Source organism: Paenibacillus artemisiicola, from assembly GCF_017652985.1.
Lineage (GTDB): Bacteria > Bacillota > Bacilli > Paenibacillales > Paenibacillaceae > Paenibacillus_Z > Paenibacillus_Z artemisiicola.
Window position 1 is genome coordinate 381774 of sequence record NZ_JAGGDJ010000004.1, and the last position, 22658, is coordinate 404431.

General features: G+C 64.0%; 20 protein-coding genes. 4 read left to right on the top strand and 16 right to left on the bottom strand.

Going from position 1 to position 22658, the window contains the following annotated elements:
• Positions 1 to 3: 3 nt before the first annotated feature.
• Positions 4 to 1395 carry a sensor histidine kinase gene (locus tag I8J29_RS10165; RefSeq protein ID WP_208847487.1) on the bottom strand — a complete coding sequence of 464 codons (1392 nt, stop codon included), beginning with the start codon at positions 1393 to 1395 and terminating at the stop codon, positions 4 to 6.
• Positions 1388 to 2071, bottom strand: coding sequence for a response regulator transcription factor (locus I8J29_RS10170; RefSeq protein WP_208847488.1), 684 nt, complete (start codon positions 2069 to 2071; stop codon positions 1388 to 1390). Before I8J29_RS10170 ends, I8J29_RS10165 begins: the two co-directional genes overlap by 8 nt.
• 156 nt (positions 2072 to 2227) lie before the next feature.
• On the opposite strand from I8J29_RS10170, the gene I8J29_RS10175 reads away from it, so the two are divergent.
• Complete coding sequence (locus I8J29_RS10175) at positions 2228 to 2875, top strand: phosphatase PAP2 family protein (protein WP_208847489.1); 648 nt, start codon at positions 2228 to 2230, stop codon at positions 2873 to 2875.
• 123 nt (positions 2876 to 2998) lie between these two features.
• Here I8J29_RS10175 and I8J29_RS10180 read toward each other — a convergent pair whose 3' ends face one another.
• The 8 genes from I8J29_RS10180 to I8J29_RS10215 form a co-directional block, all read right to left on the bottom strand.
• Positions 2999 to 3763, bottom strand: a complete 765-nt coding sequence (locus I8J29_RS10180) for an SDR family NAD(P)-dependent oxidoreductase (RefSeq protein ID WP_240546038.1) — start codon at positions 3761 to 3763, stop codon at positions 2999 to 3001.
• A gap of 2 nt (positions 3764 to 3765) precedes the next feature.
• Positions 3766 to 4059, bottom strand: a complete 294-nt coding sequence (locus tag I8J29_RS10185) for a hypothetical protein (protein WP_090646696.1) — start codon at positions 4057 to 4059, stop codon at positions 3766 to 3768.
• 95 nt (positions 4060 to 4154) lie between these two features.
• A complete protein-coding gene (locus I8J29_RS10190) occupies positions 4155 to 5063 on the bottom strand; it encodes a phosphatidylinositol-specific phospholipase C/glycerophosphodiester phosphodiesterase family protein (protein ID WP_208847490.1) in 909 nt (302 codons plus the stop codon).
• 346 nt (positions 5064 to 5409) lie between these two features.
• Positions 5410 to 6717: a glycoside hydrolase family 140 protein gene (locus I8J29_RS10195; RefSeq protein WP_208847491.1), complete on the bottom strand. Its 1308-nt coding sequence runs from the start codon at positions 6715 to 6717 to the stop codon at positions 5410 to 5412.
• A 345-nt stretch (positions 6718 to 7062) separates the two neighbouring features.
• Positions 7063 to 8586: a WG repeat-containing protein gene (locus tag I8J29_RS10200; protein WP_208847492.1), complete on the bottom strand. Its 1524-nt coding sequence runs from the start codon at positions 8584 to 8586 to the stop codon at positions 7063 to 7065.
• Between the two features lie 129 nt (positions 8587 to 8715).
• Positions 8716 to 9984, bottom strand: coding sequence for a serpin family protein (locus I8J29_RS10205; RefSeq protein WP_208847493.1), 1269 nt, complete (start codon positions 9982 to 9984; stop codon positions 8716 to 8718).
• A 348-nt stretch (positions 9985 to 10332) separates the two neighbouring features.
• Complete coding sequence (locus I8J29_RS10210; RefSeq protein ID WP_208847494.1) at positions 10333 to 11382, bottom strand: Gfo/Idh/MocA family protein; 1050 nt, start codon at positions 11380 to 11382, stop codon at positions 10333 to 10335.
• Between the two features lie 5 nt (positions 11383 to 11387).
• Positions 11388 to 12245, bottom strand: a complete 858-nt coding sequence (locus I8J29_RS10215) for a phosphogluconate dehydrogenase C-terminal domain-containing protein (RefSeq protein ID WP_208847495.1) — start codon at positions 12243 to 12245, stop codon at positions 11388 to 11390.
• A 222-nt stretch (positions 12246 to 12467) separates the two neighbouring features.
• Here I8J29_RS10215 and I8J29_RS10220 point away from each other — a divergent pair, with 222 nt between their 5' ends.
• On the top strand, positions 12468 to 13325 hold the full coding sequence (locus tag I8J29_RS10220; RefSeq protein ID WP_208847496.1) for a sugar phosphate isomerase/epimerase family protein: 858 nt from the start codon (positions 12468 to 12470) through the stop codon (positions 13323 to 13325).
• Positions 13291 to 13926, top strand: a complete 636-nt coding sequence (locus I8J29_RS10225; protein ID WP_208847497.1) for a GntR family transcriptional regulator — start codon at positions 13291 to 13293, stop codon at positions 13924 to 13926. The genes I8J29_RS10220 and I8J29_RS10225 overlap by 35 nt, the downstream gene beginning before the upstream one ends.
• A 128-nt stretch (positions 13927 to 14054) precedes the next feature.
• On the opposite strand, the gene I8J29_RS10230 is transcribed toward I8J29_RS10225, so the two are convergent.
• Positions 14055 to 14522, bottom strand: a complete 468-nt coding sequence (locus I8J29_RS10230) for a ParB N-terminal domain-containing protein (protein ID WP_208847498.1) — start codon at positions 14520 to 14522, stop codon at positions 14055 to 14057.
• Between the two features lie 228 nt (positions 14523 to 14750).
• Between I8J29_RS10230 and I8J29_RS10235 the strand changes: the two genes are divergently transcribed.
• The gene (locus I8J29_RS10235; protein WP_208847499.1) at positions 14751 to 15443 is read left to right on the top strand and encodes an NAD(P)H-dependent oxidoreductase; all 693 of its coding nucleotides are present in this window, start codon (positions 14751 to 14753) and stop codon (positions 15441 to 15443) included.
• Between the two features lie 114 nt (positions 15444 to 15557).
• On the opposite strand, the gene I8J29_RS10240 is transcribed toward I8J29_RS10235, so the two are convergent.
• The 5 genes from I8J29_RS10240 to I8J29_RS10260 all read right to left on the bottom strand — a co-directional run.
• Complete coding sequence (locus I8J29_RS10240; RefSeq protein WP_208847500.1) at positions 15558 to 18164, bottom strand: glycoside hydrolase family 97 N-terminal domain-containing protein; 2607 nt, start codon at positions 18162 to 18164, stop codon at positions 15558 to 15560.
• A gap of 129 nt (positions 18165 to 18293) precedes the next feature.
• Positions 18294 to 19178 (bottom strand): carbohydrate ABC transporter permease, encoded by an 885-nt coding sequence (locus I8J29_RS10245; protein WP_208847501.1) that lies wholly within the window; start codon positions 19176 to 19178, stop codon positions 18294 to 18296.
• Between the two features lie 16 nt (positions 19179 to 19194).
• The gene (locus I8J29_RS10250) at positions 19195 to 20091 is read right to left on the bottom strand and encodes an ABC transporter permease (RefSeq protein ID WP_208847502.1); all 897 of its coding nucleotides are present in this window, start codon (positions 20089 to 20091) and stop codon (positions 19195 to 19197) included.
• A gap of 33 nt (positions 20092 to 20124) precedes the next feature.
• Positions 20125 to 21843, bottom strand: coding sequence for an extracellular solute-binding protein (locus I8J29_RS10255; protein WP_208847503.1), 1719 nt, complete (start codon positions 21841 to 21843; stop codon positions 20125 to 20127).
• Between the two features lie 217 nt (positions 21844 to 22060).
• Positions 22061 to 22658: helix-turn-helix domain-containing protein (locus I8J29_RS10260; RefSeq protein ID WP_208847504.1), on the bottom strand; the 598-nt coding region annotated here is incomplete at its 5' end.

The window sequence follows — 22658 nt, forward strand, 5'->3', positions numbered from 1 at the left end:
AAATCAGGCAGAGGCCGCGTCCGGCCGGATCGGCAGCCGGACGGTGAAGCGCGTCTCCACGCCGGGGTCGCTCTCCGCGTCGACGGACCCGCCGTGCATGTCGACGATCGCTTTCGCGATCGACAGGCCGAGGCCGTTGCCCTTGACGGCGAAGTCGCGGGAGCGGTCGGCTTTGTAGAACGGGGTGAAAATATGCTGCAGCTCGTCCCGTTCGATGCCGCGGCCGTTATCGCGCACCTCCGCGACCGCCGCGTCGTCCTCCCGCCGGAGCGAAATGGCGATCCGGCCGCCCGGCTCCGCGAATTTGACGCTATTGCTAATCAAATTATGCCACACCTGCTCCAGACTATCCGCATCGCCGACGACCGTCACGCCGTCCAGCTCGAGCTCCGGCTCGATGCCCTTGGCCCGCCATTGCGGCTCGCTCGCGATGACGCAGCGGCGGATCTGCTCGTCCAGCCGGAAGGCGGCCGGGTTGTGCAGCTCGCGGTCCTGCTGAAGCACCGACAAGCGGAGCAGGTTCGCGCTCAGGCGCGAGAGCCGCTGGCTCTCTTCCTCGATGATCGTCAAGTACCGGCCGCGCGTCTCGTCCGTCAGCGCCTTCGTCCGCAGCGCCTTCGAGAAGCCCGCGATGGACGTCAGCGGCGATTGGATCTCGTGCGCCACGTTGTTCACGAAGTCCGAGCGCAGCTTGTCGAGCATGCGCAGGGAGCCGGCCATCTCGTTGAAGCCGGACGTCAGCACGCCGAGCTCGTCCTTGCGCTTCGACGCCAGCACGACGCCGAAATCGCCCTTCGCCATCCGCTTCGTCGCGTCCGTCAGCCGCTGCACCGGCTTGACGATGTACCGCGCCGCGAGCAGGATGAGCAGGCTGCCGGCGGCCAGCACGTACCCGAGCACCGTCAGCGTGAATTTGCGGAACATGTCGAGCAGGCGGACGATCTCCGGCGTGATGTAGAGCGCGTAGGGCCGGTCGCCCAGCTGGAACGGCAGGCCGATCAGGAACGACGGCCCGGCGTGCTCGTCCTTGCCGTAAGACACCATGCCCCGGTAAATGCCGCCCTGCAGCACGAGCCGCAGCTGGGCCTCCGTAATCGGCGTGCCTTGCTTGCTGCCTCCGCTGCCGTACGCCACGGTGCCTCCGTTCGCGTCCATGATTTTGACGCGCAAACCCGGTACTTCGACCGCGTTCGCCATGACCGCGTCCAGATCCGCCGGCGACGCCTCGGTTAATTCGGCGATGATTTTCTTCCCGTGGGCGATGATCTGGCCCTCCGCCAGCGACTTGACGTTGCTGCTGTACATATGGATGGCGAGCACGAACGCGAAGACCAGGCTGACGATGACGGCCGCGATGAAGACGAGCACCGTCCGGACGTACAGCGACCTAGTCATGCAGCACCTCGAGCCGGTAGCCGAGCCCGCGGAGCGTCGCGATTTTGAATTGGTCCTCATAAGCCGAGAAGCGTTCGCGTAATCTCTTGATATGCACGTCGACGGTCCGCTCGTCGCCCTCGTACTCGAACCCCCAGATCTGCTCGATCAGCGCCGCCCGCGTGAACAGCTGGCCGGGATGGCTGGCGAGCTTGTACATCAGCTCGAATTCCTTGAGCGGAATGGTGACCGCCTCTTCGGTGTCCTTGAAGATTACCTGGTACGCGAGCCGGTCCAGCACGATTCCTCCCACCGTAATCATCTGCGATGCCGAGATCCGGTACCGCTTCAGCACCGCCTTGACGCGCACGACCAGCTCCATCGGATCGAACGGCTTCGTCACGTAATCGTCCGTGCCGAGCTGGAAGCCTTTGATCTTCTCCTCCGACTCGCCCTTCGCCGTAATCATCAGAATCGGCATATCGCCGGTCGCCCGCAGCCTGCGGCACAATTCCCACCCGTCCATGCGCGGCATCATGATGTCCATGATGACCATATCGATCCCGTTCTCGGCTATATACGCCCAAGCCGCTTCGCCGTTTCCGAATTCGACGATCTCGAACCCTTCGTCGCGCAAATAGAGCCCCACCAGCTCGCGGATATGCGCATCGTCGTCCACGACCGCAATTTTTGCCATTGCCGTTATCGCCTCGCGTTTCCGTATGACTTTGGTGCTTGCCCGCACCCCGATATTCTAATATTATTACGAATTGCGAGCAAAGAAGCTAGTCGCCGTCCACGCGAATCGTCAAAGCCGGTTTGCGCGGCTCGCGATTGAAAGGGGAAGTACCGGGTGAAACGTTTTTTGCCGCTGGCCGGCATGCTCGCGTTTCCGCTGCTCGGGTGGCTCTACGCGCTCACGGACGATCCGTCCCGCCATCCGCACCGGCCGATTCACAGCCTGATGACCCATTGGGACCTCGCGTTCCCGCTCGTTAAATTATTCGTTCTGCCATACGCCGTATGGATCGTCTACCTCTATGCCTGCCTGCTCTACTTCTTCTTCAAGGATCCCGCGGTGTACCGCAAGGCGCTCGTGACGTACGTGGCGTGCGCGCTGATCTGCTGCGGCATCTACACGGTCTTTCAGACGACGGTGCCGCGTCCCGCGCTCAGCGGCAGCGATCCCGTCACGCGGCTGCTGATGTTCGTCTATCGCCGCGATCAGCCGTTCAACTGTTTTCCGAGCATCCATTGCTTCTCCAGCTACATGGTCATGAAGGCCCTGTATCACGGCAAATTCCGCACTCGTCTCAATCAAACGCTCATTTACGGGATGTCTTCCCTTATCATCGTCTCGACGTTCTTTATTAAGCAGCATGCGCTGCTCGACGCCGCTTGCGGCATCCTGCTCGCGGACCTCGTCTACCGCGCGCTGCTCCGCCTGGAGCGCGCCGGCCGCCGCAAGCCGGATCGGGCCGCGCGGCAGGTCAACCTGTAACGCGCGGCAAAAAGGGCGATCCCTCCGTCGAATGACGGAAGGATCGCCCTTTTTTGCCGCATGCGGCCGGCCGGCACCCTCGGGCAGCCGGCGCGGCGGCAGCCGATACGCGAGAGGCATGAATCAGATGGCGGGCATGACGTTGCCGCCGCAAACGGGAATATAAGCGCCCGTGATGAATCCGGCGAGATCGGACGCCAGGAAGGCGACCGTATTCGCGATATCTTGGTCCGTGCCCCTGCGCTTCAGCGGCACGCGGCTGTCGTAGCCCTCGCTCCGCTCCGTGCCGTTCGTCCGGTCGCGCTCCGAGATCGTCCATCCCGGCGCGACTTGGTTCACGGTGATCTGATGCGCGCCGACTTCCTTCGCCAGGATGCGGTACACGCCGTCCATCCCGCGCTTGCCCGCGACGTACGCGGACTGCGTCTCGAAATTTTGCATCGCGCATTCCGTGTTGATGCCGATCATCCGTCCGGCGCCGCGCTCGATCATCGCCGGCACGAACGCCTTGGCCAGATGGACGCTCTGCAGGACGCACGATTCGAACTGGCTGCGATAGTCGTCCTCCGACTGCTCCAGCACCGACGTCCATTGGTACTGCACGACGGCGTTGGCGACCACGATATGGACGTGGCCCAGCTCGGCGGTCACGGCGTCGCGCATCGCCAGGATGTCGTCCAGCTTCGTAATGTCGGCCCGCACGACGGCCGCGCGGCGGCCCGCGGCTTGGACCTCCGCCGCCAGCTCGTTCGCTTTCGCCGCGTTGGTGTTGTAATGAATGGCCACGTCCGCCCCGCACGCCGCCAGCGTGCGGACCATGACGCGCCCCAGTTCCCCCGTCGCGCCCGTGACGAGCGCGGTTCTGCCGCTCAAATCGATTCCGATCATCGTTACGCCTCCCCGTCTTCGATATCGTCCGGCAGCGTGTCCGCCGCGGCGTCGATCAGCCTGTCGAACAGTTCGTCGTCGGCCTCGATCGCCGCTTCCACTTCCCCGATCTGCTCTTCCGAGCCGGATTCCTTCGCGAAGCGGAGGCTGTAATCCCACGTCGTTCCGCGCAGGCTGTTCAGCTGCAGCGAGATCTCGTACGGATGCTTGTGTCCCTCCGCCTCGAACTGCACGGTCCCCCGGTAACCGTTCTCCCGGTCATGCGTCATCTCGGCATGGATGATCGTTACCTTCATGTCTGCAAACCTCCACTCGGACAAGTTGAAACAGGGACATTATACCATACTCGGCGCTTCGGCAAAGCGCCTCGTTCCGGCAGCGGCCCTCGCCGTCACGACAGCGCCGAGGGAACGATGAAATCGGTCATGACCCCCTGCGCGCCGTCCGCCATCAGCTCCCGGATCCGGCCGACGTCGTTGATCGTGTTGACGTAGGCGTACGCGCCTTCCCGCTTCAAGGCTTGCACGAAATCGGGCGAATAGCGGTTCTCGTCCATGACGACGATGCGGATGCCGCGCGCCGCGACGTCCCGCAGCACCTGCTCGTCCGAATCCTTGTTCAAATACAAGGTATAGATGTATTGCTTGAACGGATGCACGCTCTTGACGGCCTCGTAGTTGTCCGCCTCGTACAGCTGCGGGACGATCCGGTCGAGCAGCCGCGGATCGACGGATTCGGCTTCCGCCACGATCCGTTTGAACACGGCGGCCGCCTTCGCGGGATCCGGCTCCTTCGTATCCGTGATGAGCAGCATGTCGGGATGATCCGCCATGAACGCGAGCGCGTCCTTGAACGTCGCGGGCGTATAGTGCCCCTGGATCGGCAGCGCGCGGAATTTCGCGAGCGGCATCGGGCGTTCCTTCGCCGGCGGGGTCTGTCCGAGGACGGGGTAGGTACCGGCGTCCCAATCGTGGCGAAGGGCGAGATGGCCGTCGGACGTGACGCTCACGTCCGTCTCGAACACGCGGTAGCCGCAGGCGTAGGCCTGCAGCATCGCTTCGCGGCTGTTCGTGCCCGCGAAGCCGCCGATGCCGCCGAGCGCGTGGGCGATAAGCGGCGTCTGCCGGACCCATCCGTACGGCTCGCTCAGGTCGAGCTTGGCCCCGGGTACGGGAGATTGGCCGCAGTCCGGCGCTTGGGACTGGGTCTCGACCGGCGATAGCAGCAGCGGCGCGGCGCAGAAGATCAGCAGCGTCAGCAAGAGCTGCGGAAGCATGCGTTTGGAAGCTGCGGGAAGCATGGGCTCGCTCCCTCCTCGATGTCCGTCTTTCTAACCTCTTGGACAGACGGGAGGGATCGCGAAACAGCCGGATATTACCGGAGAAGCCGGCGGTAAGGGTCGTAGGCGCCGCGGCGAGCGGACGGACGGAGCGCGGAAGAGGAGCCGGCGCAGCCGACAAATCGCCCGCCGGCGCCGCGGGCTGCGCGGCATGGCGGGCGATGATCGGGCGGCGGCCGCAAGCCCGGCCCGGGCGAATCGATGAGCGGCTGCGCGGCTGCAAATCCGCCAGGCGGCTCGACAGGGGCCGTAAGCCAGCCTAAGCGGCTATGGGCGGCTGCGCCGGGCGATCCCGCTTGCGGTCCGGTCAGTCCGTCGCGGTCAGCACGAGCACCCAGTCCTCGCCGCGGCCGCTCGTCGGCGGCGCGAACGCGGCTTCGCCTTCGTTGGCGAATTCGCCGATCGCATCGTATGCCCCCGTCCGGGGATCGAACCAGGACGCTTTCACGCGATTTCCCGGAAGCTTGCCGAGCGATGCGCGGAACGGGATGCCGTTCGGGCTGTAGAGGAAGGCGTAATCGCCGCCGCGGGTGGCGACCATGTAATTGGCGCCCTCGTAATTATCGGCGATCAGGCTTTGGTCCGGAACGCGGTCCAGGTACGCGTGCGCCTCAATCAAGGCGCGAAGGTGGCGCATCTGCGCCGCGCCGGGGCGGTTAAGCGCTTCCTGCCAGGTCATGATGAAATACGACCCGGGCTCGGTCGTCATCGACCAGATGCTGTGATGGCCGTACGTCGTGCCGAAGCCCCCCGCGAAGACGCCGTAATAGGCGCCGATCCGCACGTCCGCCTGATCGAAGTAGCCGTTCTCCGCCTTGAAATTGACGGGATGGTCCTCGTACGCGGGCTCGCCGTCCACCGTCGGCTTGACCGGCACGCGGTCGTAATCCGCCTTCACATGCTTGTAATTCTCGCGAATCCGCTCATGATGTCCGGATTGAATCATGTTGAAATCCAGCCACGGCTCTTCGTGCATGTGGTGCGAGGACGACGCGTTGCCGCAAGGATGGAACGTAATGAGCTGAGACTCGCCGACGCTCTCCCGCAAGCCCGCGGCGAGGCCGTTGTTCGTCTCGAAATGCCGGCGGACGATCAGCGAACGGTCCCCGCCCAGCACCCAGAGGACGTTGGAGCGTCCGCCGTATCGTTCGCCGAGCCAAGCGCCGTACGCCCGCGCGTTCGCCTCGTCGAAGATTTCGGGTCCCTTCCCGAACGCCCGGTGGTACTTGTCCCCCCAGGTCGGGAGCAGCGCGACGTACAGTCCGTACGATGCGGCCCGGTCGACGATATAATCGACATGCGTCCAGTAGTGGTCGTCCCCGTCCAGATCGGGCAGCGACGGATCGTACTGCCCCCGCGCGTTCCGCTTCAGCGGCTTCCGCCCGTAGGCGTTCGCCCCTTCGATGCCGTCCAGCTCGGCCAGCGCCACCGCCTGCACGACGTTGAAATGCAAGCCGGCCCGATTCCGCAGGTACTCGTCCGCCTCCTCGCGGTTCAGCTTGTGAAACAGCTCCCATGCCGTATCGGCCAGCCAAAAGAACGGCGTTCCGTCCTCCTGAACCAAAAACCGCCGGTTCTCGCTTACGCTTAGCCGTTGCAAACGCTTCGTCGCCATGTTTATCGCTCACGCTCCCGTTTCCCCATGTATGACCGCTTGCCGGCTTGCGCAGGTTGCCGGCTTCGATGCGGCCGTCAGCTTCAGCCTATCATATCGTTTTACAGTACACAATATGTATACAATAAATATATCGGCGTTTACTCGCTGCGCTGAACCGGCCCATGCTAAAAAACGGCCCATGCGCTTGAAGCGCGATGGACCGTTTCGAATGAGAGCGGCAGACCTGCGAGGCATTCATTGCGATACATTCAATGCGAGATCTTCATTGTGCGATAGAGTGACGGAACTTCGATTGAAAAGCGCGAACCTCCGCCCCGCCCTGCGCTGCGGACGTAAACCGGCTCAGCCCGCGAACGCGCTTTGCCACACCACGCTGCCCGTCTTGTCGATATACGCGTCGCGGAATTTCCCGCCGTCTTCCGGCAGCAGCACGCTCGCGAGACCGCCCTGGAAGTCGCCCGCGCGGACGAACCTCGGCGCGACGGCGACGGCGCCGTCCATGTCCGCGTAACCCCAAAGCCCGTCCGCCGACTTGAACGCGATCAGCCCTTGGGAAGCGCGCCCCAGCGATTTATGCGGCGGCAGCTTGACCTTCTTCCCGGCGGCGTCGATCAGCTCGAATACCGCGCCGGCTGGCGTCGCCGTCTGGACCACGGCGTACCCGCCGGAGAACTTGTCCGCTCCGGCGAACCGCGCCGGAATGACCCATCGCCCCGTCTTGTCGATATAGCCGGACTTGCCGTTCAGCACGGCCGCGGCCAAGCCGTTGTCGGCGAAGTCGTCCGCCCACGTCAACGTCGGCGGTATGGCGAAGCGCCCCTTCGTATCGATGAAGCCGATGCGCGCGGTCGGTTGGCCGCCGACCTTGACGCGCATCTCCACCGCGGCGAGGCCGTTCGCGAACGGCCGGGTATGAAGGCTGCCCGGGATGGGCGGAATGACCGTTTTGCCCGTATGGTCGATGTAAAACGTCTTGCCGTCCTGCACGACCTTCGCCAAGCCGTCGGAGAACGGGTACGCCCCGCTGAAGAGCAGCGGAGCCGGGACATAGCCCGAGACGTACAGGTTCACCCCGTCCCGGTTGACGTAGCCGTATTTGACTTGATAGGTTCCCTCCGACACGGGATACAGGTCCTTGTACACGGCCATGCCTTCGCTGAACGCGCCGAGCCGGTAATGCGACGCGGGCACCGCGAGCTTGCCGCTGCGGTCCATGTAGCCTTGTCCGAAGCCGTTCTTGTAATACGGCGTCAGATCCGCGTAGCCGAAGGAATCCGCCCCCGCGTTCGTCGTCGTCAGGACGGTCTCGCCCTTCCCGTTCACGTAGACGGTCTTGCCGTAGCCCGCGTTGGCCGCGGTCCAATACTGCTCGTCCGGCAGCGCCGCCGCGTCCGTGCCGCCCGGCCGAAGCCGGATGGCGGACGGATTGTCGGGCGGTCCCGCAAGGACGCTGTAGCCGATGTCCGTCAGCTCGCCGACGGCGTCCAGCGGGACGAACAGCGTGCCGTGTATATACTGGGGCGGCGCCTGATAGGTTCGTTTGACGGCGCCGTTCAGCAGCGCGCCGCGCTGGCCCGGATACAGCGTCACGCTGCCGATCGCGCCGCCGGCCAGCCGAACCTCCTTCGGCCCGGCCTCGACGATCGCGTACCCGAACCGCTCGGCGACCGGACGCAGCGGAACGAGCCATACGCCGTCCTGATGAATCGGTCCTTCGGGAAAACGCAGATGCTCCCCTTGATCGTAGACGTCCAAGTCGTTTGCCCGCGCGGCCGTCGCGCCGCCGAGCAGCGCGCCTGCGGCCAGCAGCGCCGTCGCGGCCGCGAGGCCGATTCTTCCATTGCGTGGCCTGAATCCTTGCTTCATCGATTTCCTCTTCCTTTCTCTCTGCAACTCGCCATAAACCTAAGACGTCATTACCCGGCCATAGTTGCCGGAAACAGCCCGATTGCGAATCATTCCCTCGGCTGCCAGCGCGCGCCCGCGGCCGCCGCCTTAATCGGCGGGCATCGCGGACGGATCGGCGACGCGGCCCATGAAGGCGAGGACGCCCGTAGTCGCGTTCACGACCGCGAACAGAAACGGCCGGTCGGCGCGGAATTCGAATACGTCCGCGGGGCCTGCCGAGCCGCTGTCGCCCACGATCGCCGTTGCCGCCGCCGCCTTCGTCCCCGTTTCGTCGACTTCGATGAACGCCTTGTGGAGCGCGCGCGAAACGAACAGCTCGGCTTCCTCGCCCGCAATGCCCGAAAAATCGGCTGCCGGGCTCAGCGACCGGACCATGCCGAGCGCGCGAAGCGTTTCCGTCAGGTTCGACGTCGCCGCCATCTTGAACCGCGGCAGCGCCAGCGCCGTTTCGCTTGCCTCGAATCCCTCTGTCCACTCCGCCGGGTCGCGCAGCAGCGCAGCCTCGGCTTCCTTCAACGTCCTGCCGTCGGCGGGCAGCGCGGCGATGAAGCGCCATTGTCCCGACCCGTAAGGAATCTGCACGGCTTTGTACGCGGGCGTCGACTTATGCGGCAGCGTCTCCCGTTTCCCCATCATGGGGACCGTCACGTCGGTGCCGTCCTCCCGGTGAAACGGCTCATCGCGCGTCGCCGACGTCTCGAACGGTTCCGTCCAGCGCCCATGAAAATAAATCGCGTTCACGAGCATCATCGCGGTCTGCCCAGAGATGTCATCCTCGCTGACGAGATCCCGGATCAACCCCTCCGTCCGATCGCTCACCCAGCCGTTGACCGTCTTGGCCGCGGCCGGCTTATCGCCGAAATCGAGCGTGGCGATCTTCGCCGCGTACGCCTGCTTCATCGCCTTCACGTAATCGTCCCGAAGCGGCAGTCCCTTCTGCGCCCAGATCGCGTTGGCGATCCGGACCTCCGTCTTCGGATCGTCATGCTCAATCAGATCCAGCAGCACTTCGTTGCCATGATTGATCGCATCCCGCCCGATGCCCTGCACGGCGAGCAGCTTCAGCAGCTCCTCCCGCGTCTCGCCCCTCGCGCCGTCCAGCATGAGCGACAGCGCGAGCGAGACGCTGAACGGCGAGAATAACGTATTGTTGCGCGCTTCGTCTTCCTTGGTTAGCATCGAAGTGGCAAGCCGCATGGCAAAATCGTTATTCCCAATTACCAACTCCCGGTTCACGTCGGACGCCTGGTACTTCGGCGCTGCGGCGTCCTTCCCGCAGCCTCCGAGCAAGCAGGCCAGCGCGACGGCCGCCGCCGTCAGCCGAAGCGGCCGGCGGAGCTTGGATCGTTCTCTCATCTTGATCCCCCCTGAGCTTCCAGTTACTGGTTTGACGATGCGAGCGCGGAAAAGGTTGCTGGAAAGGTGCGCGCGTGCAGGCGTACTCATGGAAACCGCTATGCAAGCAGCGCCAACAAGATCGGTTAGCCCCTGTGCCGACAATCAAAAAATAACGCGAAGAGGCCGACCGCTCGCGGTCAGCCTCTTGTTGCGATACGAACGGCCGAAATCTTGGCCGCACCTCAACCTAAATTACAATATTTTACAATAATAATGACGATTGCGTGCCGAACGTCCCGATTCATCTCGAACATTTCCCCGGAAATAAACCGGGTTAACTCGTTTTGAGCCGTTCGTCCCAGGGACCTACAAGGAGATCGTCCGATGCTCCGCCGCGCTTTCGTATACGGCGAACGCCAGCCGCAGCGTGACCAGGTTATCTTCGCCGCTCGTCTGGAACGGCTCGCCGCTGTTCAAGCAGCCGATGAAATGCCCCTGCAGGCGGACATGGCTCTCCTCGTGATCCAGCTCCGTCTTCGCTGCGACGATCCGCTCTTCGCCGCCGTTCTTGGACACGATCGCGATCCTGCCGTCCGCGTACAGCTTCAGCGTCCCGTCGCTGCCGTCGACGACGAACCGCTCCAGATGCACCGGCCCGACGCGCTCGCCGAGCGGCTTGTCGAGCTGCTGCCTCGTGGCCCAGCTCATGTCCATGAAGCCGTAGAAATCATTGTGCCCCAGCACCACGATCCCGCTGTCCTCGCCGATAATGTGCTCGCTCGCGCGCGTCAGCTCCGCCGTCAGCCGCTTCGGCGTGCCGAACAGAAACCGCCACGTGTCGAACCAGTGGACGCCCATCTCATAGAAGAGCAGCTTCGGCATCGTCCGGAAGAACGGCTGCGGCAGCTCCGTACCAGGCGCCATCCGCGGCGTGTAATAGTCCGTATGGATGTAGCGCGCCACATGCACCTTGCCGAGCTCGCCGCGGTCCAGCACGCCCTTGATCGTCCGGAACGGCTCCAGCCAGCGCCAGTTCTCGGTGACCATCAGCCGCACGCCGCGCTCGCGCGCCTGAGCGACCATGCGCTCCGCCTCGGCAAGCGACGGCGCGAACGGCTTCTGGCAGAGGATGTGCTTGCCGGCGTCCGCGGCTTGGGCGACAAGCTCCGCATGCGTCTCGGCGCCCGTCACGATGTCCACGATGTCGATGTCCGCCTGCGCCAGCATCTCGTCGAAACGGCCGAACTGCAACTCCTCGGGCACGCCGTACTTCGCGCCCGCCGCCCGGAGCTTGCCCTCGGCACGGTCGCAGAGCGCGACGACCCGCGCGCCCGGGATGCGGCTCCACGCCTGCAAATGCTTGTCGGACCAGAAGCCGGTGCCGACGAGCCCGACGTTCCACGTCTTCTCCGCCATCGCCGTCAGCCCTCCTTCCGGTCGAGATGCAGCATCAAGCGCAGCACTTCGTCGAGCGATTCCTTCGTGAAGACCCGCTTCCAATCCGGACGGAAAATCTTCTCGTAGCCGTACTCGATCGCGATCTTCGCGGCGTCGGAAAACGGATTGACGCCGTTGAACGCGATGGCGAGCGGAATCTGGATATGGCCCAGCATGAAGGCGCGCGCCGCCTCCTCGGGCACGCCCATGCGGACGACCTCGTCCATCGCTTCCTTCATGATGCACGCCGCCGCCGCCGCGACGACCTCCGCCGCCGCCGGCTCCAGCAGCGCCATCTGCTCGACCGTGATCCGGTGGCACCGCGTCACCGGCGCGAACATCGCGCTGCAGATCGTCTCCGCGAGCGCGAGCTTCTCCTCGCTCCCCTGATGCAGCGCGATGACGATATCCTGCTTCGCCGCGACGCCGCCGAACATGTCCTTGCGCGCCTCGGGCGAGTCCTGTTCCTCGAACAGCGCGGGATGGCACGGATGCGTCACGACGAAATGGCAATCGTCCCGCAGCGCGACCTGCCGCGCGTAAGCCGCCGCCGGGTCCAGCAGGACGACCGTCGCGTCCGGCTTCAGCCGCGGCACGACCGTCGCCGACAGCGGGCCGATGGCCGCGTCGGGCACGGCGAAGATCACGACGTCGGCCGCGCCGAGCGCGTCTTCGAGCGGCGTGACGGCCAAGCCCCGTTCCGCCAGCCTCGCCTTGCCGCTGTCCGCCTGCTCCACCAGCAGCAGCCCCTGCTCCGTCTTCACCAGATTGTCCGTAATGCGGCAGCCCATTTTGCCGCCCGCGCCCAATATCGCGATGTTGACCGTTGTGCCTTGGCTCATGCATAATGCCCCTTTGCAATCGATTTCATACGGCCGCCGGGTACCGGGCGGGAAGGCGCGGATGCGGCCGCGGGATGATGCCACTAGCATAACCGATCGAAAAAACATCTTCAATACAAATTGTATACAATTTATGTATAATTCATTGTCCCGCGCTCCGATTCCTGTTATGCTTAACTTATCGCGCGGCGCCAACGGAGCGCCGGTCAGGAGGAATCCGGCATGAAACTCGGGCTCAGCACCTACACGTTAACCTGGTCCGTCGGCGTGCCCGGCTACGATCCGCCGCTCCGGCCGTTGACGGCCGAGGCGCTCGTCGGGCTGACCCGCGAAAGCGGGCTCGGGCTGCTGCAAATCGCGGACAATTTGCCGCTGCATGCGATGACGGACGAAGCGCTGCTTCGGCTCAAGCAAACCGCCGACGCGCATCGCGTCGAGCTGGAGGTCGGCACGCGGGGCACCGACCCCGAGCTGCTGCTGCGCTACCTCGGCATCGCCGGCTTGCTCGGCTCCTCCCTCGTTCGCACCCTTGCGACGACGCCCGACCTGGCGGCGGCCGAAGCGCAGATCAGGCAGGTGCTGCCGGACTTCGAAGCCGCGGGCGTTACGCTCGCGATCGAAAATCACGGCTTGCATACGACGGGACAGCTGGTACAATTATTTCAGAACCTGCGGAGCGCCCGCGTCGGCTGCTGCCTGGACACGGTCAATTCGTTCGGCGCGCTGGAAGCGCCGGATCACGTCATCCGCGCCTTGTCGCCGTATCTCGTCAACCTGCACGTCAAAGATTTCGAGATCAAGCGGGCGGACCATATGATGGGCTTCTCGATCCTCGGCACGGCCGCCGGCGCCGGACGCCTCGATATCCCGGGGCTCAAGGCGATCGCGGGCGCGAGCGGCAAGCCCGGGGTCCATGCGATCCTGGAGCTGTGGACGCCGTATGCCGGCTCCGTCGAAGAGACGATCGCCGTCGAGCGCCGCTGGATGGAAGAGAGCCTCGCGTATTTGCGGCGCGTTCATTTTACGGAAGAAGAGGATAGCCACTATGCCACCGGTAACGTTGAAAGAGAAGGCTTATGAACAGCTGCGCGCCTATTTGCTGGAGGGGACGATCAACGGCAACGAGCAGCTGACGGAAAAATATTTGGTGGACCTGCTGAATATGAGCCGGACGCCGATTCGCGCCGCCCTGGAGAAGCTCGCCGCCGAAGGGCTGCTGAACCTGTCGCCCAACAAGGGGCTGAGCCTGCCGGAGCTGTCGCTGCAGCGGGTCGCGGACTTCTTCGATTTCCGCATCGCGCTCGAGAGCCACATCGTGCAGAAGCTGGCCAGCCGCAAGCTGCCGCCGGACGAGATCGCCTGGTTCCGCGCGAACCTGGAGCTGCAGCGGGAGACGGCCGAGCAGCACGATTACTTGGCGTTCACGCACGCGGACTCGGCGTTCCACCGCCGGCTCGCCCAGGCGTACGAGAACGGCGAAATGGTGCAGATGATGGAGAACCTGCAGGACCGCCTGTTCCAGCTCGCGCTGAAGGTGCTTCGCAAGGACAACGGCCGGATTCTCGCGTCGTACCGCGATCATCTCGAGATCTTCGAGCTCATTCTCGCGGGCAGCGGAGAAGAAGCGAAGCGGCGGATGGTGGAGCATTTGGAATACGGGGCGCGGATTCTGGTGTTGTAGCGGTTCGCGGCCCGGCATAACAAAAAGCGGCAATCGGGATGGTCGCGCCATCCCCGATTGCCGCCTTTTTGCGTTTGCCTGCTCGCGGAACGGTCACGCCCCGCGCATGCGGCTTCATTGCCGCGCCTTCATTGCCCGGCTGCCTCGTCAAGCCCCCGTCCGGCCCACGGCGCCAGCTCTTCCCGGCTCTCGCTGCCCCACACGATCGTCCAGCAGGACGAAGCCCCCGTCCGCCGAAGCGCCTCGTGCCGGTGGTTGCCGTCGCGGATCGACAGCTTCCCGTCCGCCGCTTGGGCGATCAGCGGCGGGTACGCCCAGCCTTCCCGAAGGAGCGCCTCGAGTTCGGCCACGTGCGCATCCCAGCTGTCCGGCGGGCTGCGAAATTCCATCTCCGGTTCCGGCCCGCAGCAGCGCTCCAGCTCCCCGAGCGGCAGCAGCACCGGACCGGCCCAATACCGCTTCTGCAGCTTGAGCCCGTCCGAGAACGGCAGGTTGCCGCCCGCCGTCTTCAAGAACAGATGCACCCATTCCTCCAAGCAGCCCTCCGCCGCGTAAGCCGCCGCTTCTTGCGGCGTAAACGTCATCGGCAGCGCCATCGGTCCATTCCTCCCATGCAGCCATAATCGATGTCATAACCCGCGGGGCCGATCCCCGCGACTATTCCTTCGCGGCCGCGCCGCCGATCTCCTGCGCGCCCAAGCCTGTCACAGATCAAAACGGCTCGTCGTTCTATGTACGAATGACCGGCCGCAAGACAAGCATCGCCTTTGACGTCCCATGTCGTTCTCCGAATCAAAATTCATAAAAAGGACGTGCATTCCTTCATGTTGAGCCATTTAACGCCTTTATTCGCAGCTTCTTCCGCCGCTTCCGGCGCGCCGGGCAAAAAAGTCTTATATATCACCGCCAACCCGAACGGGGTCGAGCAGTCCTACAGCATGGCCGTAGGCAAAGCGTTCATCGACGCGTACCATGCGGTCAACCCGAACGACGTCGTCTACCATATCGATCTGTTCCAAACGGACATCCCGCTGCTGAACGGCGAAGTATTCGGCGCGTGGGGCAAGCTGCAAGCGGGCGCTTCGTTCGATCATTTGACGCCTTCCGAACAAGTCAAGGTGAGCCGTCTGGGCGAGCTGGTCGACGGCTTCGTCGAAGCGGACAAATACGTCTTCGTCAACCCGGTGTGGAACTTCTCGTACCCGCCCGTGCTGAAAGCCTACATCGACGCCTTCTTCGTGGCGGGCAAAACGTTCCGCTACACCGCGGACGGCCCGATCGGCCTGCTGACCGACAAAAAAGCGTTCCAAATCCAAGCCAGCGGCAGCGTGCTGTCCGAAGGCCACTTCGGGGAATTCGAAATGGCGCACCGCCATCTCGGCGCGGTGCTGAAATTCCTGGGCGTGCCGAGCTTCGAAGCCGTCTACGTGGAAGGCATGGCCGCGCAGCCCGATAAAGCCGAAGAGATCAAAACCCAAGCGATCCTGAACGCCCGCGAAGCCGCGAAACGCTTCTAAGCTTCACGCTCGCCGATACCGGCTCTAAGCCGGGACGACTCGAGTTCTTGTCCATCCCCGGACAAGAACTCGATTGCGTTCCCGCGAATTCGGATGACGAATCCCTCCGAATGACTATGATTTGCCTTCCAGCGGCGTTTCCAGCCGCACGCCGATTCGTCCGACTTCGGGGGCAAGCTCCTCATCGTGATGCAGCTTGATGCGGTTCGCTCCCTTCCGCAGCCGGATCTTCACCTCCTTGATGCCGGATATATCCCAGCGAGCCGGCCCCCATCCGCCCGTATTGAAGAGAACGGAACGCATGGAAGGCTCGTCGTTCACCGCAATGAGCAGCGCCCTGTTTTCGCCGGAGTAGTAATCCAGGGTAAGAATGTAGTCGCCGTCCGCTTCCGCCATGACGCCGTCGAACGTGAGCGAACCGCCGCGGCCGATGCCGACGGCCTTGCGCAGCCCGGCGGACGCGTCGACGTGACAGAGCGAAGCGCCCCCCGCAAGCATCCCCTCTTCCGCCGAATAGAACGTGTCCGGATGCGGCGCCCAGCCGATGACGTTCACACGGTCGATGAGCGGCGACGGCTCGTTCGGTCCGGATCGCGCAAGCACGATCGCATTGATCCCTTTCTCGAGCGTGACGACGATGTCGGACGTCCGGACGACTTCGTCGCCGCCCGAGGATTCCAGGCGGAACGCCTGCGGTTCGCCCCCGTTGACGCTGACGTGAAGGCTGCTCGGCCGCGCGGAGAGATAGAACAAGCGAAGGCTGTGCCGGCCCGTACGATCCGCCGCAACGCCGCCGAAGACCAGCTCCCCGCCGCTGCCCAAGGCCACCGCGCTGCCCTCCAAAGCATTCTCGCGGGGAACCCTGTCCGCGGTGCCCCGAAGCTCGGCCGCGGCCGACGAATAGGTGTGCGCATCGGCGTCCATGTAACCGCCGCGCACGCCCGATTTCAGCGGGGGCGCCTCTTCGCCGGCGCTGATATACAGGGCGAAGCCGCCGCTTTCGAGCGCTTGAACGGACAGGCTGTCGCGGTTGGTCAGGAAGCGGACCTCCTTCTTCAGCAGGTCGCCGTTCCGGCCGTCCCGGTAAAGCTCCACCCGGTAGCGGCCGTCGGGCAGGAAGCCGAGCGGCACGGTTACGCTCCGCGAAGCGGTCACGATGCCGCCGACGAACCATTCCCGGCCCGCGCTGCGCATCAGCACCGCGTGATCGCCCGGAAAACCGGACAGCACCCGGACGCCGTCGAATTTGGCCGGCAGTCTGCGCAGCAGCTCCGTGCCGACCCACGGTTCGTACGCATAGATCGCATCGGCGAAATGCTGCACGCCGGATTCGAATACGATGGCGAGCGCCAATTGATGCGCCTGCGTCGTGTTCCGATTCGCGTTGGAGAAGCCGGTAACCGTGTAATCCATCGGCCCGACCACGTTGCGCGTGAACGGAACGGTGCAGTTATGCGCGGCATGCGGCAAGCCGCTCCACTTGTAATGCTCGAGTCCGAGAATCCCCTCGGCCGTCATGATATTCGGGTACGTCCGGCCTTCGCCGGCCGGCTTCGTGCTGCCGTGGAAGTTGATCATGAGCCGATGCGCAGTCATGAGATCCGCGATCATGTTGTACTGCCACATCGTGTGCCGGGAATCGTTCATGAAGAAGTCGACCTTCAGGCCGACGACGCCCCAGGCCGCCCAGCGCGGAATTTTCTCCTGCGCCTTCTCCGGCGTGTCGATCGCCTGCATGTCCGACCAGAGCCAGACGTCCACGTTCCGTTCGCGGGCGTAGTCGCACAGGTCCTTCACCCAGCTGTCGTCCCAGCCCGCGTCGACCGTAATCGCCTCGAACCCCATCGCCGCGGCGAAATCGACGTACCGCTTCTGCTCGCTATACAGCTGCGCGCCGTTCTCGAACGCCCACCACGACCAGATGCTTCTGGCCGGCTTGATCCAGGACGTATCTGCCCGCTCGCAGGGCGGATTGAGGTTGTAGTTGAGCGTGCTGTTCACCAGCTGGTCCAAATCGTCGCAGACCGTGACGATCCGCCACGGCGTCTCGAGCGGCAGCGCGGCCGGCATCGGCTCCAACTGCTCCGGCGCGAACGCGAGCTTCATCCGGCCGTCCGCCTCGGTCTGCAGATGGCTCGAGCAGTAGCTGCCGCCCGTATTCAGAATGCCCGCCTCGGTCAGCATCGCCCAGCGGCCGTCTTCCGCGCTATGCAGCAGCGCCGGCATGCCGTAGTCCCGCGTCCCCGCCGTCTGCCAGCCGCAGCGATTGTACGGGCCCTCGTACGTATTCACCCAGTCCTGCAGCCACAGCTCGCCGAATGTCCCCGGGAACGCGAAATCGGTATATTCCCGATAGACGCGAAACGACGTTTCGCCGCCCGCGCGAACCTCGTACCGGAAGGCCAGGCCGTCCTCGAACAAGCGGAAACGGACGGCGACGGCCAGTTCCGCGGCCTCGAAGCGCAGCGTCAGCTCGTTGGCTTCGTTCTCGTAGACCGCCTTCTTGCCGACGGGCAGCGAGTAGCGCTCCGAGATGCGCGCATCCTCGCGCCGGATGAAGCGATAGCCCGCGAGCAGATCGCCGAGGCTGGTGGCCAGCCCCAGCCGGGACGGCGCCAGAACCGCGCAATCGCCGGCTTCCAGCGAATAATAGAGCCGCTCGTCGGCGTCCTGATAGACGGTCAGCGTCAGTTTCCGGTGAGGCGAATCAAGTGTCCACATGTGCGGATTCTCCGTTTCTATTGTAAGTAGATGGTAGATAAAGTGTAAGTAGATGGTAGATAAAGTAGATCAGTAGATGGCAGATAGCGTGTTTAAGCCTGCGGCGGCGGGCGCGCCTGCGGTCGGGCGCTACCCCTTCACGCTGCCCATGACGATTCCTTCGGCAAAATACTTCTGCAGAAACGGATACACGAGCAGGACGGGCACCATGGCGACGATCACCTGCGCCGCCCGCGACGTCCGGTCGGAGATCATCGACCATTTGGCGACGTCGACGGCCGACATGAGCGTGAGATCGCGGTTCACGATGACGGTCTGCAGATAGCTCTGCAGCGGGTAGCGCTCCGGCCGGTTCATCAGGATCAGCCCCTCGAACCAGGAGTTCCAATGCGTCACGATGCAGAACAGCGTGAGCGTCGCGATGGCCGGGGCGGACAGCGGCACCGCGATGCGCCACAGCGCCTGCCAGCGGCCGGCGCCGTCCATGAGACCCGCTTCCTCGATCTCGTCGGGCAGCGACTTGAAGAAGTTGAGCAGCAGGACGACGTTCATGACCGGCACCGCGCCGGGGAGAATCAGCGCCCAGAAGGAATCGAGGATGCCGGTCATCTTGATCGTCATGTACCACGGGATCAGCCCGCCGCTGAACAGCATCGTCGCGACGAAATACCAGGCATAGAAGCCGCGCCAGCGAAATTGGTTGCGGTCTTTGGACAGCGGATACGCGATCAGGATGGTCAGCAGCATGTTGAGGGGCACGCCGGCCGCGACGCGGAGCAGCGAGACGCCGAACGCGCGCGCGAATTCCGGCTTGCCGAGCACGAAGGCGTACGATTTCAAGTTGAAGCCGACGGGCCACAGTTTGACCTGCCCGGAGCCGACGGCCGCGCTGGTGCTGAAGGACAGCGCCAGCACGTTCGCGATGGGCAGCAGGCAGGCGGCGGCGACGGCGGCCAGCAGCGCATAGTTGAGCGCCGCGAAGATCCGTCTTCCCCAGGAAGAATCGATGTTCATAGCCAACCCACTTTTCCTAAAAGATCCGGTAATTCGTCAGCCGGTACGCCAATCCGTACGACGCGCCGATCAGCGCGAACGAGACGGCCGACTTGAACAGCCCGACGGCCGTGGCGACGCCGTAATTCGCGTTTTCGAGCCCGATCCGGAACACCAGCGTATCGATGATGTCGCCGGTCCGGTAGACTTGCGGGCTGTACAGATTGAAGATCTGCTCGAAGCCCGCGTTCAGGACGTTGCCGAGGCTGAGGACCGACATGAGCACGATCATGGGAAGCAGGCCGGGCAGCGTCACGTGGAGCGTCTGGCGGAGCCTTCCGGCGCCGTCCAAGGCCGCGGCCTCGTAGAGGGCGGGATTGATGCCGGTCAGGGCGGCGAGATAGACGATCGTGCCGTACCCGAACTCCTTCCACGTATCCGAGACGACCATCGTATACGGAAACCAGCGGGCATCGCCGAGGAAGTAGATTTCCTTCGCGCCGATCGCCCCGAGGAACGTATTCGCGAGGCCCGACGACGGCGAGAGAATGTCGATCAGCAGGCCGCTGAGTATGATCCAGGACAGAAAATGCGGGAAATAAATGATCGTCTGCACGCTGCGCTTGAACAGCCGGCCGCGGGCTTCGTTCAGCAGCAGCGCGAAAGTTACGGGGACGACGACCCCGGCGGCCATCTTCATGACGGCGATGAAGACCGTGTTCCAGATCACGCGCGCGATATCGGGCATATGCAGCATGTAATCGAAGTTCTTCCAGCCCACCCAAGGGGAGTGGAACATCCCCTTGGACGGAACGAGCCGTTCGAACGCCATCACGATGCCCGCCATCGGCACGTAACCGTACACGAACACCAGTAGGGCGCCCGGTAAAATCATCAGATGAAAAGGCAGCTCGCCGAACCGTTTGCGCTTCATTCCATCGCCTCTTCCCTTGCCGGCCGCGCCATGTCAGCGGGACGCCTGCCAGGCGTTGACTTCGTCCGTGATCGTTTTGCCGCCGAGGTCGCTCCATTGGCCGGCGAATCGATCGAATTCGTCGACGGACCCGCCCATGATGATCCGCGTGAAGGCTTCCAGCTGCAGCTTGCTCAGAGTGGCGTTGTTATCCGTCATCCCTTGCGTCGGCGCCCCGTAGAATGCGTCGTCCAGGTGCGCGCCGTCCTTCGAGTAGCCCTCGATGACGGCCAGCGAGCCTTCGGGACCGTACATTTTCTCGCTGTCCCAGAAGTTGTCGTCCCCGCCGCGGTACGCGACGATCTTGTCGTAATAGCTCTTCTCCTCCGCGTTGAGCGCGGCGGGGTCGTTCGCGTCCAGCGCCTTGACCACGTCGAGATGGGCGTCGACGTTTTTGCTCGGCGCTTCGCCGTACAACAGGGCGAATTCGAACACCGCGTTGCCGTTCTTGTCGGCGTTATAGACCTCGGGCTCGGCCGTCTTGCCCCACAGCTTCTCCAGGTCGAAGTTCAGCAGCTTGATGGCGGCTTCGGGATGCTCGGCGTCCTTCTTCACGACGTAGTACGTGCTGATGGCGAACGGTACTTGCGCCTGCGCCGGCTGCGCGTCGACCGAAGGCAGCGGAATCGGCTTCCATTCCATGGCCGGGTCCGCCTTCTTGCCGTCGAGCAGCCAGCCGGCGTTCCAGAAGTACCCGTAGAACAGGCCGAGCTTGCCCGCGTTGGCGGCATCTTTCACTTTGGCGGCGTCCTTCGTGCCGAATTCCTTGTCGATCAGGCCGCTCTTGTACATCTCCTGCAGCTTCTGGAGCGCCGCCTTCACCTGCGGCTGCACGCTGCCGTACGCCAGCTTGCCGCTGCCGTCCGCGATCCACAGGTTCGGATAGGCATGATAGCCGTTGAAGAACCCTTCCAACGCGGCGAAGAAGCCGAAAATGTCTTTGTTGACGCCGAGCCCGTACGTATCCGGTTTGCCGTTGCCGTCGGGATCCTGCTTCACGAAGGCTTCGGCGATCTTCCGCACGTCGTCCATCGTCTTCGGCTCGGTCAGGCCGAGCTTCCGCAGCCAATCCGTTCGCAACCAGAGCACGTCGGCCTGCCCGAGGCCGGAGGCCATCTTCGGCAGCCCGTACAACTTCCCGTCGAACGTGCCCGACTTCAGCGCGTTGCCGCCGTCTTCGGCGAGCAGCCGCTTCGTGAGCTCGGAACCGTATCGGTCGTACGCGGCGCTCAGGTCCGCGACCTGGCCGTCGTCGACCATCCGTTTCAATTGGGCCGCGTTCACCGGCATGATGTCCGGCAGGTCGTTCGACGCGATGGCGATGTTGAGCTTCTGGTCGTACTGCGCCGCGGGCGTCGTCCATAGATATTTGACCTTGATGCCCAGCTGGTCCGCGTAGGCGCGCGACCAGACGTTGTCGTCGATCGATTCGCCTTCATTGAACTTCGTGCCTTCCGAGATCGGACGAACCGCGGATACCTCGATCGGCGTCTCGTACTTGCCCAGCGGATCGGCCGCGGCCGCCGCGTTCCCGCCCGCGCCCGGGGCCGCCGCGTTGCCGCCGGCGTTCGCCGCGGCCGGCGCATTCCCGTTGCCGCCGCTATTGCCGCCGTCGCCGCCGCTGCCGTTGTCGCCGTCGTTGCCGCTGCAGGCCGCAAGCGGCAGCACGAGCGCCAGCGCGAGCAGCGTCGCCGAGATTGATGTTCGTTTCATCTGTCTTCCTCCCCTTAGCGTCAATGTCCGTCGTTCAACCAAAGTATAGCAACAGGCGGGGCGCCGGCGTGAGCGACGGAATTCCAAGCGATGTGCGGCTATTTTCCGCACGGGCCGCCCGTCCGCCGAACATCGTCCCACCTCCCGCGGTAAATCGTCGACAGCCGCGCAAAAAAACCAGCGGGAAGGCGGCTGTCGCCGCGCTTCCCGCTGGTCGTTACGTATCGCTTGCCGCCGCATGCCGCTGCCTGTATTCGCTGGGCAGCAGCCCCGTCTGTTCCTTGAACAGCCTGCTGAAATACCGCTGATCCGCGAATCCGCAGCGTTCGGCGATCCAATAGACGGGGTGGTTGGTGGAGCGCAGCAGCTCCTGCGCGGCGCGAACGCTGATCGTTTGCAAATAATGGCTGAACGCCATGCGCGTAATCGCCCGGAAGCTCGTGCTGAAGTAATTTTTGCTCAAGTTGACCCACTGGCTGACCTCGACCTGCTTCACGTGCGCGACGGGCTGCTCCGCGAGCCGGTTCACGGCCCGGACGATCGCTTGGATGATCTCCTCGGAATAGCCGGACCGGCGCAGCCATGCTTGCAGGCGAAGCCGCAGCGCCTTGAGCCGTTCTTCCAGACCGCTCGCGCCGAGCGCGTCCCGGCCGCCGTCCGCTGCCGACTCCCAGTCGAACATCGGGAAGCTCAGCCGCCAGCGGTCCATCGCGAACTGCCAGATGTCCCGGCCTTGCGCGGCGTCCGGCTTCCGGTGCGCGATCGCCTCGAGAAGAGCGTCGAACTTGGCGTCGTCCATGATCCATAGCACGCCG

Bases quoted from the DNA above. Each gene is read 5' to 3' on its own strand.
- I8J29_RS10165 (WP_208847487.1), bottom strand. From the start codon at position 1,395: ATGACTAGGTCGCTGTACGTCCGGACGGTGCTCGTCTTCATCGCGGCC.
- I8J29_RS10170 (WP_208847488.1), bottom strand. From the start codon at position 2,071: ATGGCAAAAATTGCGGTCGTGGACGACGATGCGCATATCCGCGAGCTG.
- I8J29_RS10180 (WP_240546038.1), bottom strand. From the start codon at position 3,763: ATGATCGGAATCGATTTGAGCGGCAGAACCGCGCTCGTCACGGGCGCG.
- I8J29_RS10185 (WP_090646696.1), bottom strand. From the start codon at position 4,059: ATGAAGGTAACGATCATCCATGCCGAGATGACGCATGACCGGGAGAAC.
- I8J29_RS10190 (WP_208847490.1), bottom strand. From the start codon at position 5,063: ATGCTTCCCGCAGCTTCCAAACGCATGCTTCCGCAGCTCTTGCTGACG.
- I8J29_RS10195 (WP_208847491.1), bottom strand. From the start codon at position 6,717: ATGGCGACGAAGCGTTTGCAACGGCTAAGCGTAAGCGAGAACCGGCGG.
- I8J29_RS10200 (WP_208847492.1), bottom strand. From the start codon at position 8,586: ATGAAGCAAGGATTCAGGCCACGCAATGGAAGAATCGGCCTCGCGGCC.
- I8J29_RS10205 (WP_208847493.1), bottom strand. From the start codon at position 9,984: ATGAGAGAACGATCCAAGCTCCGCCGGCCGCTTCGGCTGACGGCGGCG.
- I8J29_RS10210 (WP_208847494.1), bottom strand. From the start codon at position 11,382: ATGGCGGAGAAGACGTGGAACGTCGGGCTCGTCGGCACCGGCTTCTGG.
- I8J29_RS10215 (WP_208847495.1), bottom strand. From the start codon at position 12,245: ATGAGCCAAGGCACAACGGTCAACATCGCGATATTGGGCGCGGGCGGC.
- I8J29_RS10220 (WP_208847496.1), top strand. From the start codon at position 12,468: ATGAAACTCGGGCTCAGCACCTACACGTTAACCTGGTCCGTCGGCGTG.
- I8J29_RS10225 (WP_208847497.1), top strand. From the start codon at position 13,291: ATGCCACCGGTAACGTTGAAAGAGAAGGCTTATGAACAGCTGCGCGCC.
- I8J29_RS10230 (WP_208847498.1), bottom strand. From the start codon at position 14,522: ATGGCGCTGCCGATGACGTTTACGCCGCAAGAAGCGGCGGCTTACGCG.
- I8J29_RS10235 (WP_208847499.1), top strand. From the start codon at position 14,751: ATGTTGAGCCATTTAACGCCTTTATTCGCAGCTTCTTCCGCCGCTTCC.
- I8J29_RS10240 (WP_208847500.1), bottom strand. From the start codon at position 18,164: ATGTGGACACTTGATTCGCCTCACCGGAAACTGACGCTGACCGTCTAT.
- I8J29_RS10245 (WP_208847501.1), bottom strand. From the start codon at position 19,178: ATGAACATCGATTCTTCCTGGGGAAGACGGATCTTCGCGGCGCTCAAC.
- I8J29_RS10250 (WP_208847502.1), bottom strand. From the start codon at position 20,091: ATGAAGCGCAAACGGTTCGGCGAGCTGCCTTTTCATCTGATGATTTTA.
- I8J29_RS10255 (WP_208847503.1), bottom strand. From the start codon at position 21,843: ATGAAACGAACATCAATCTCGGCGACGCTGCTCGCGCTGGCGCTCGTG.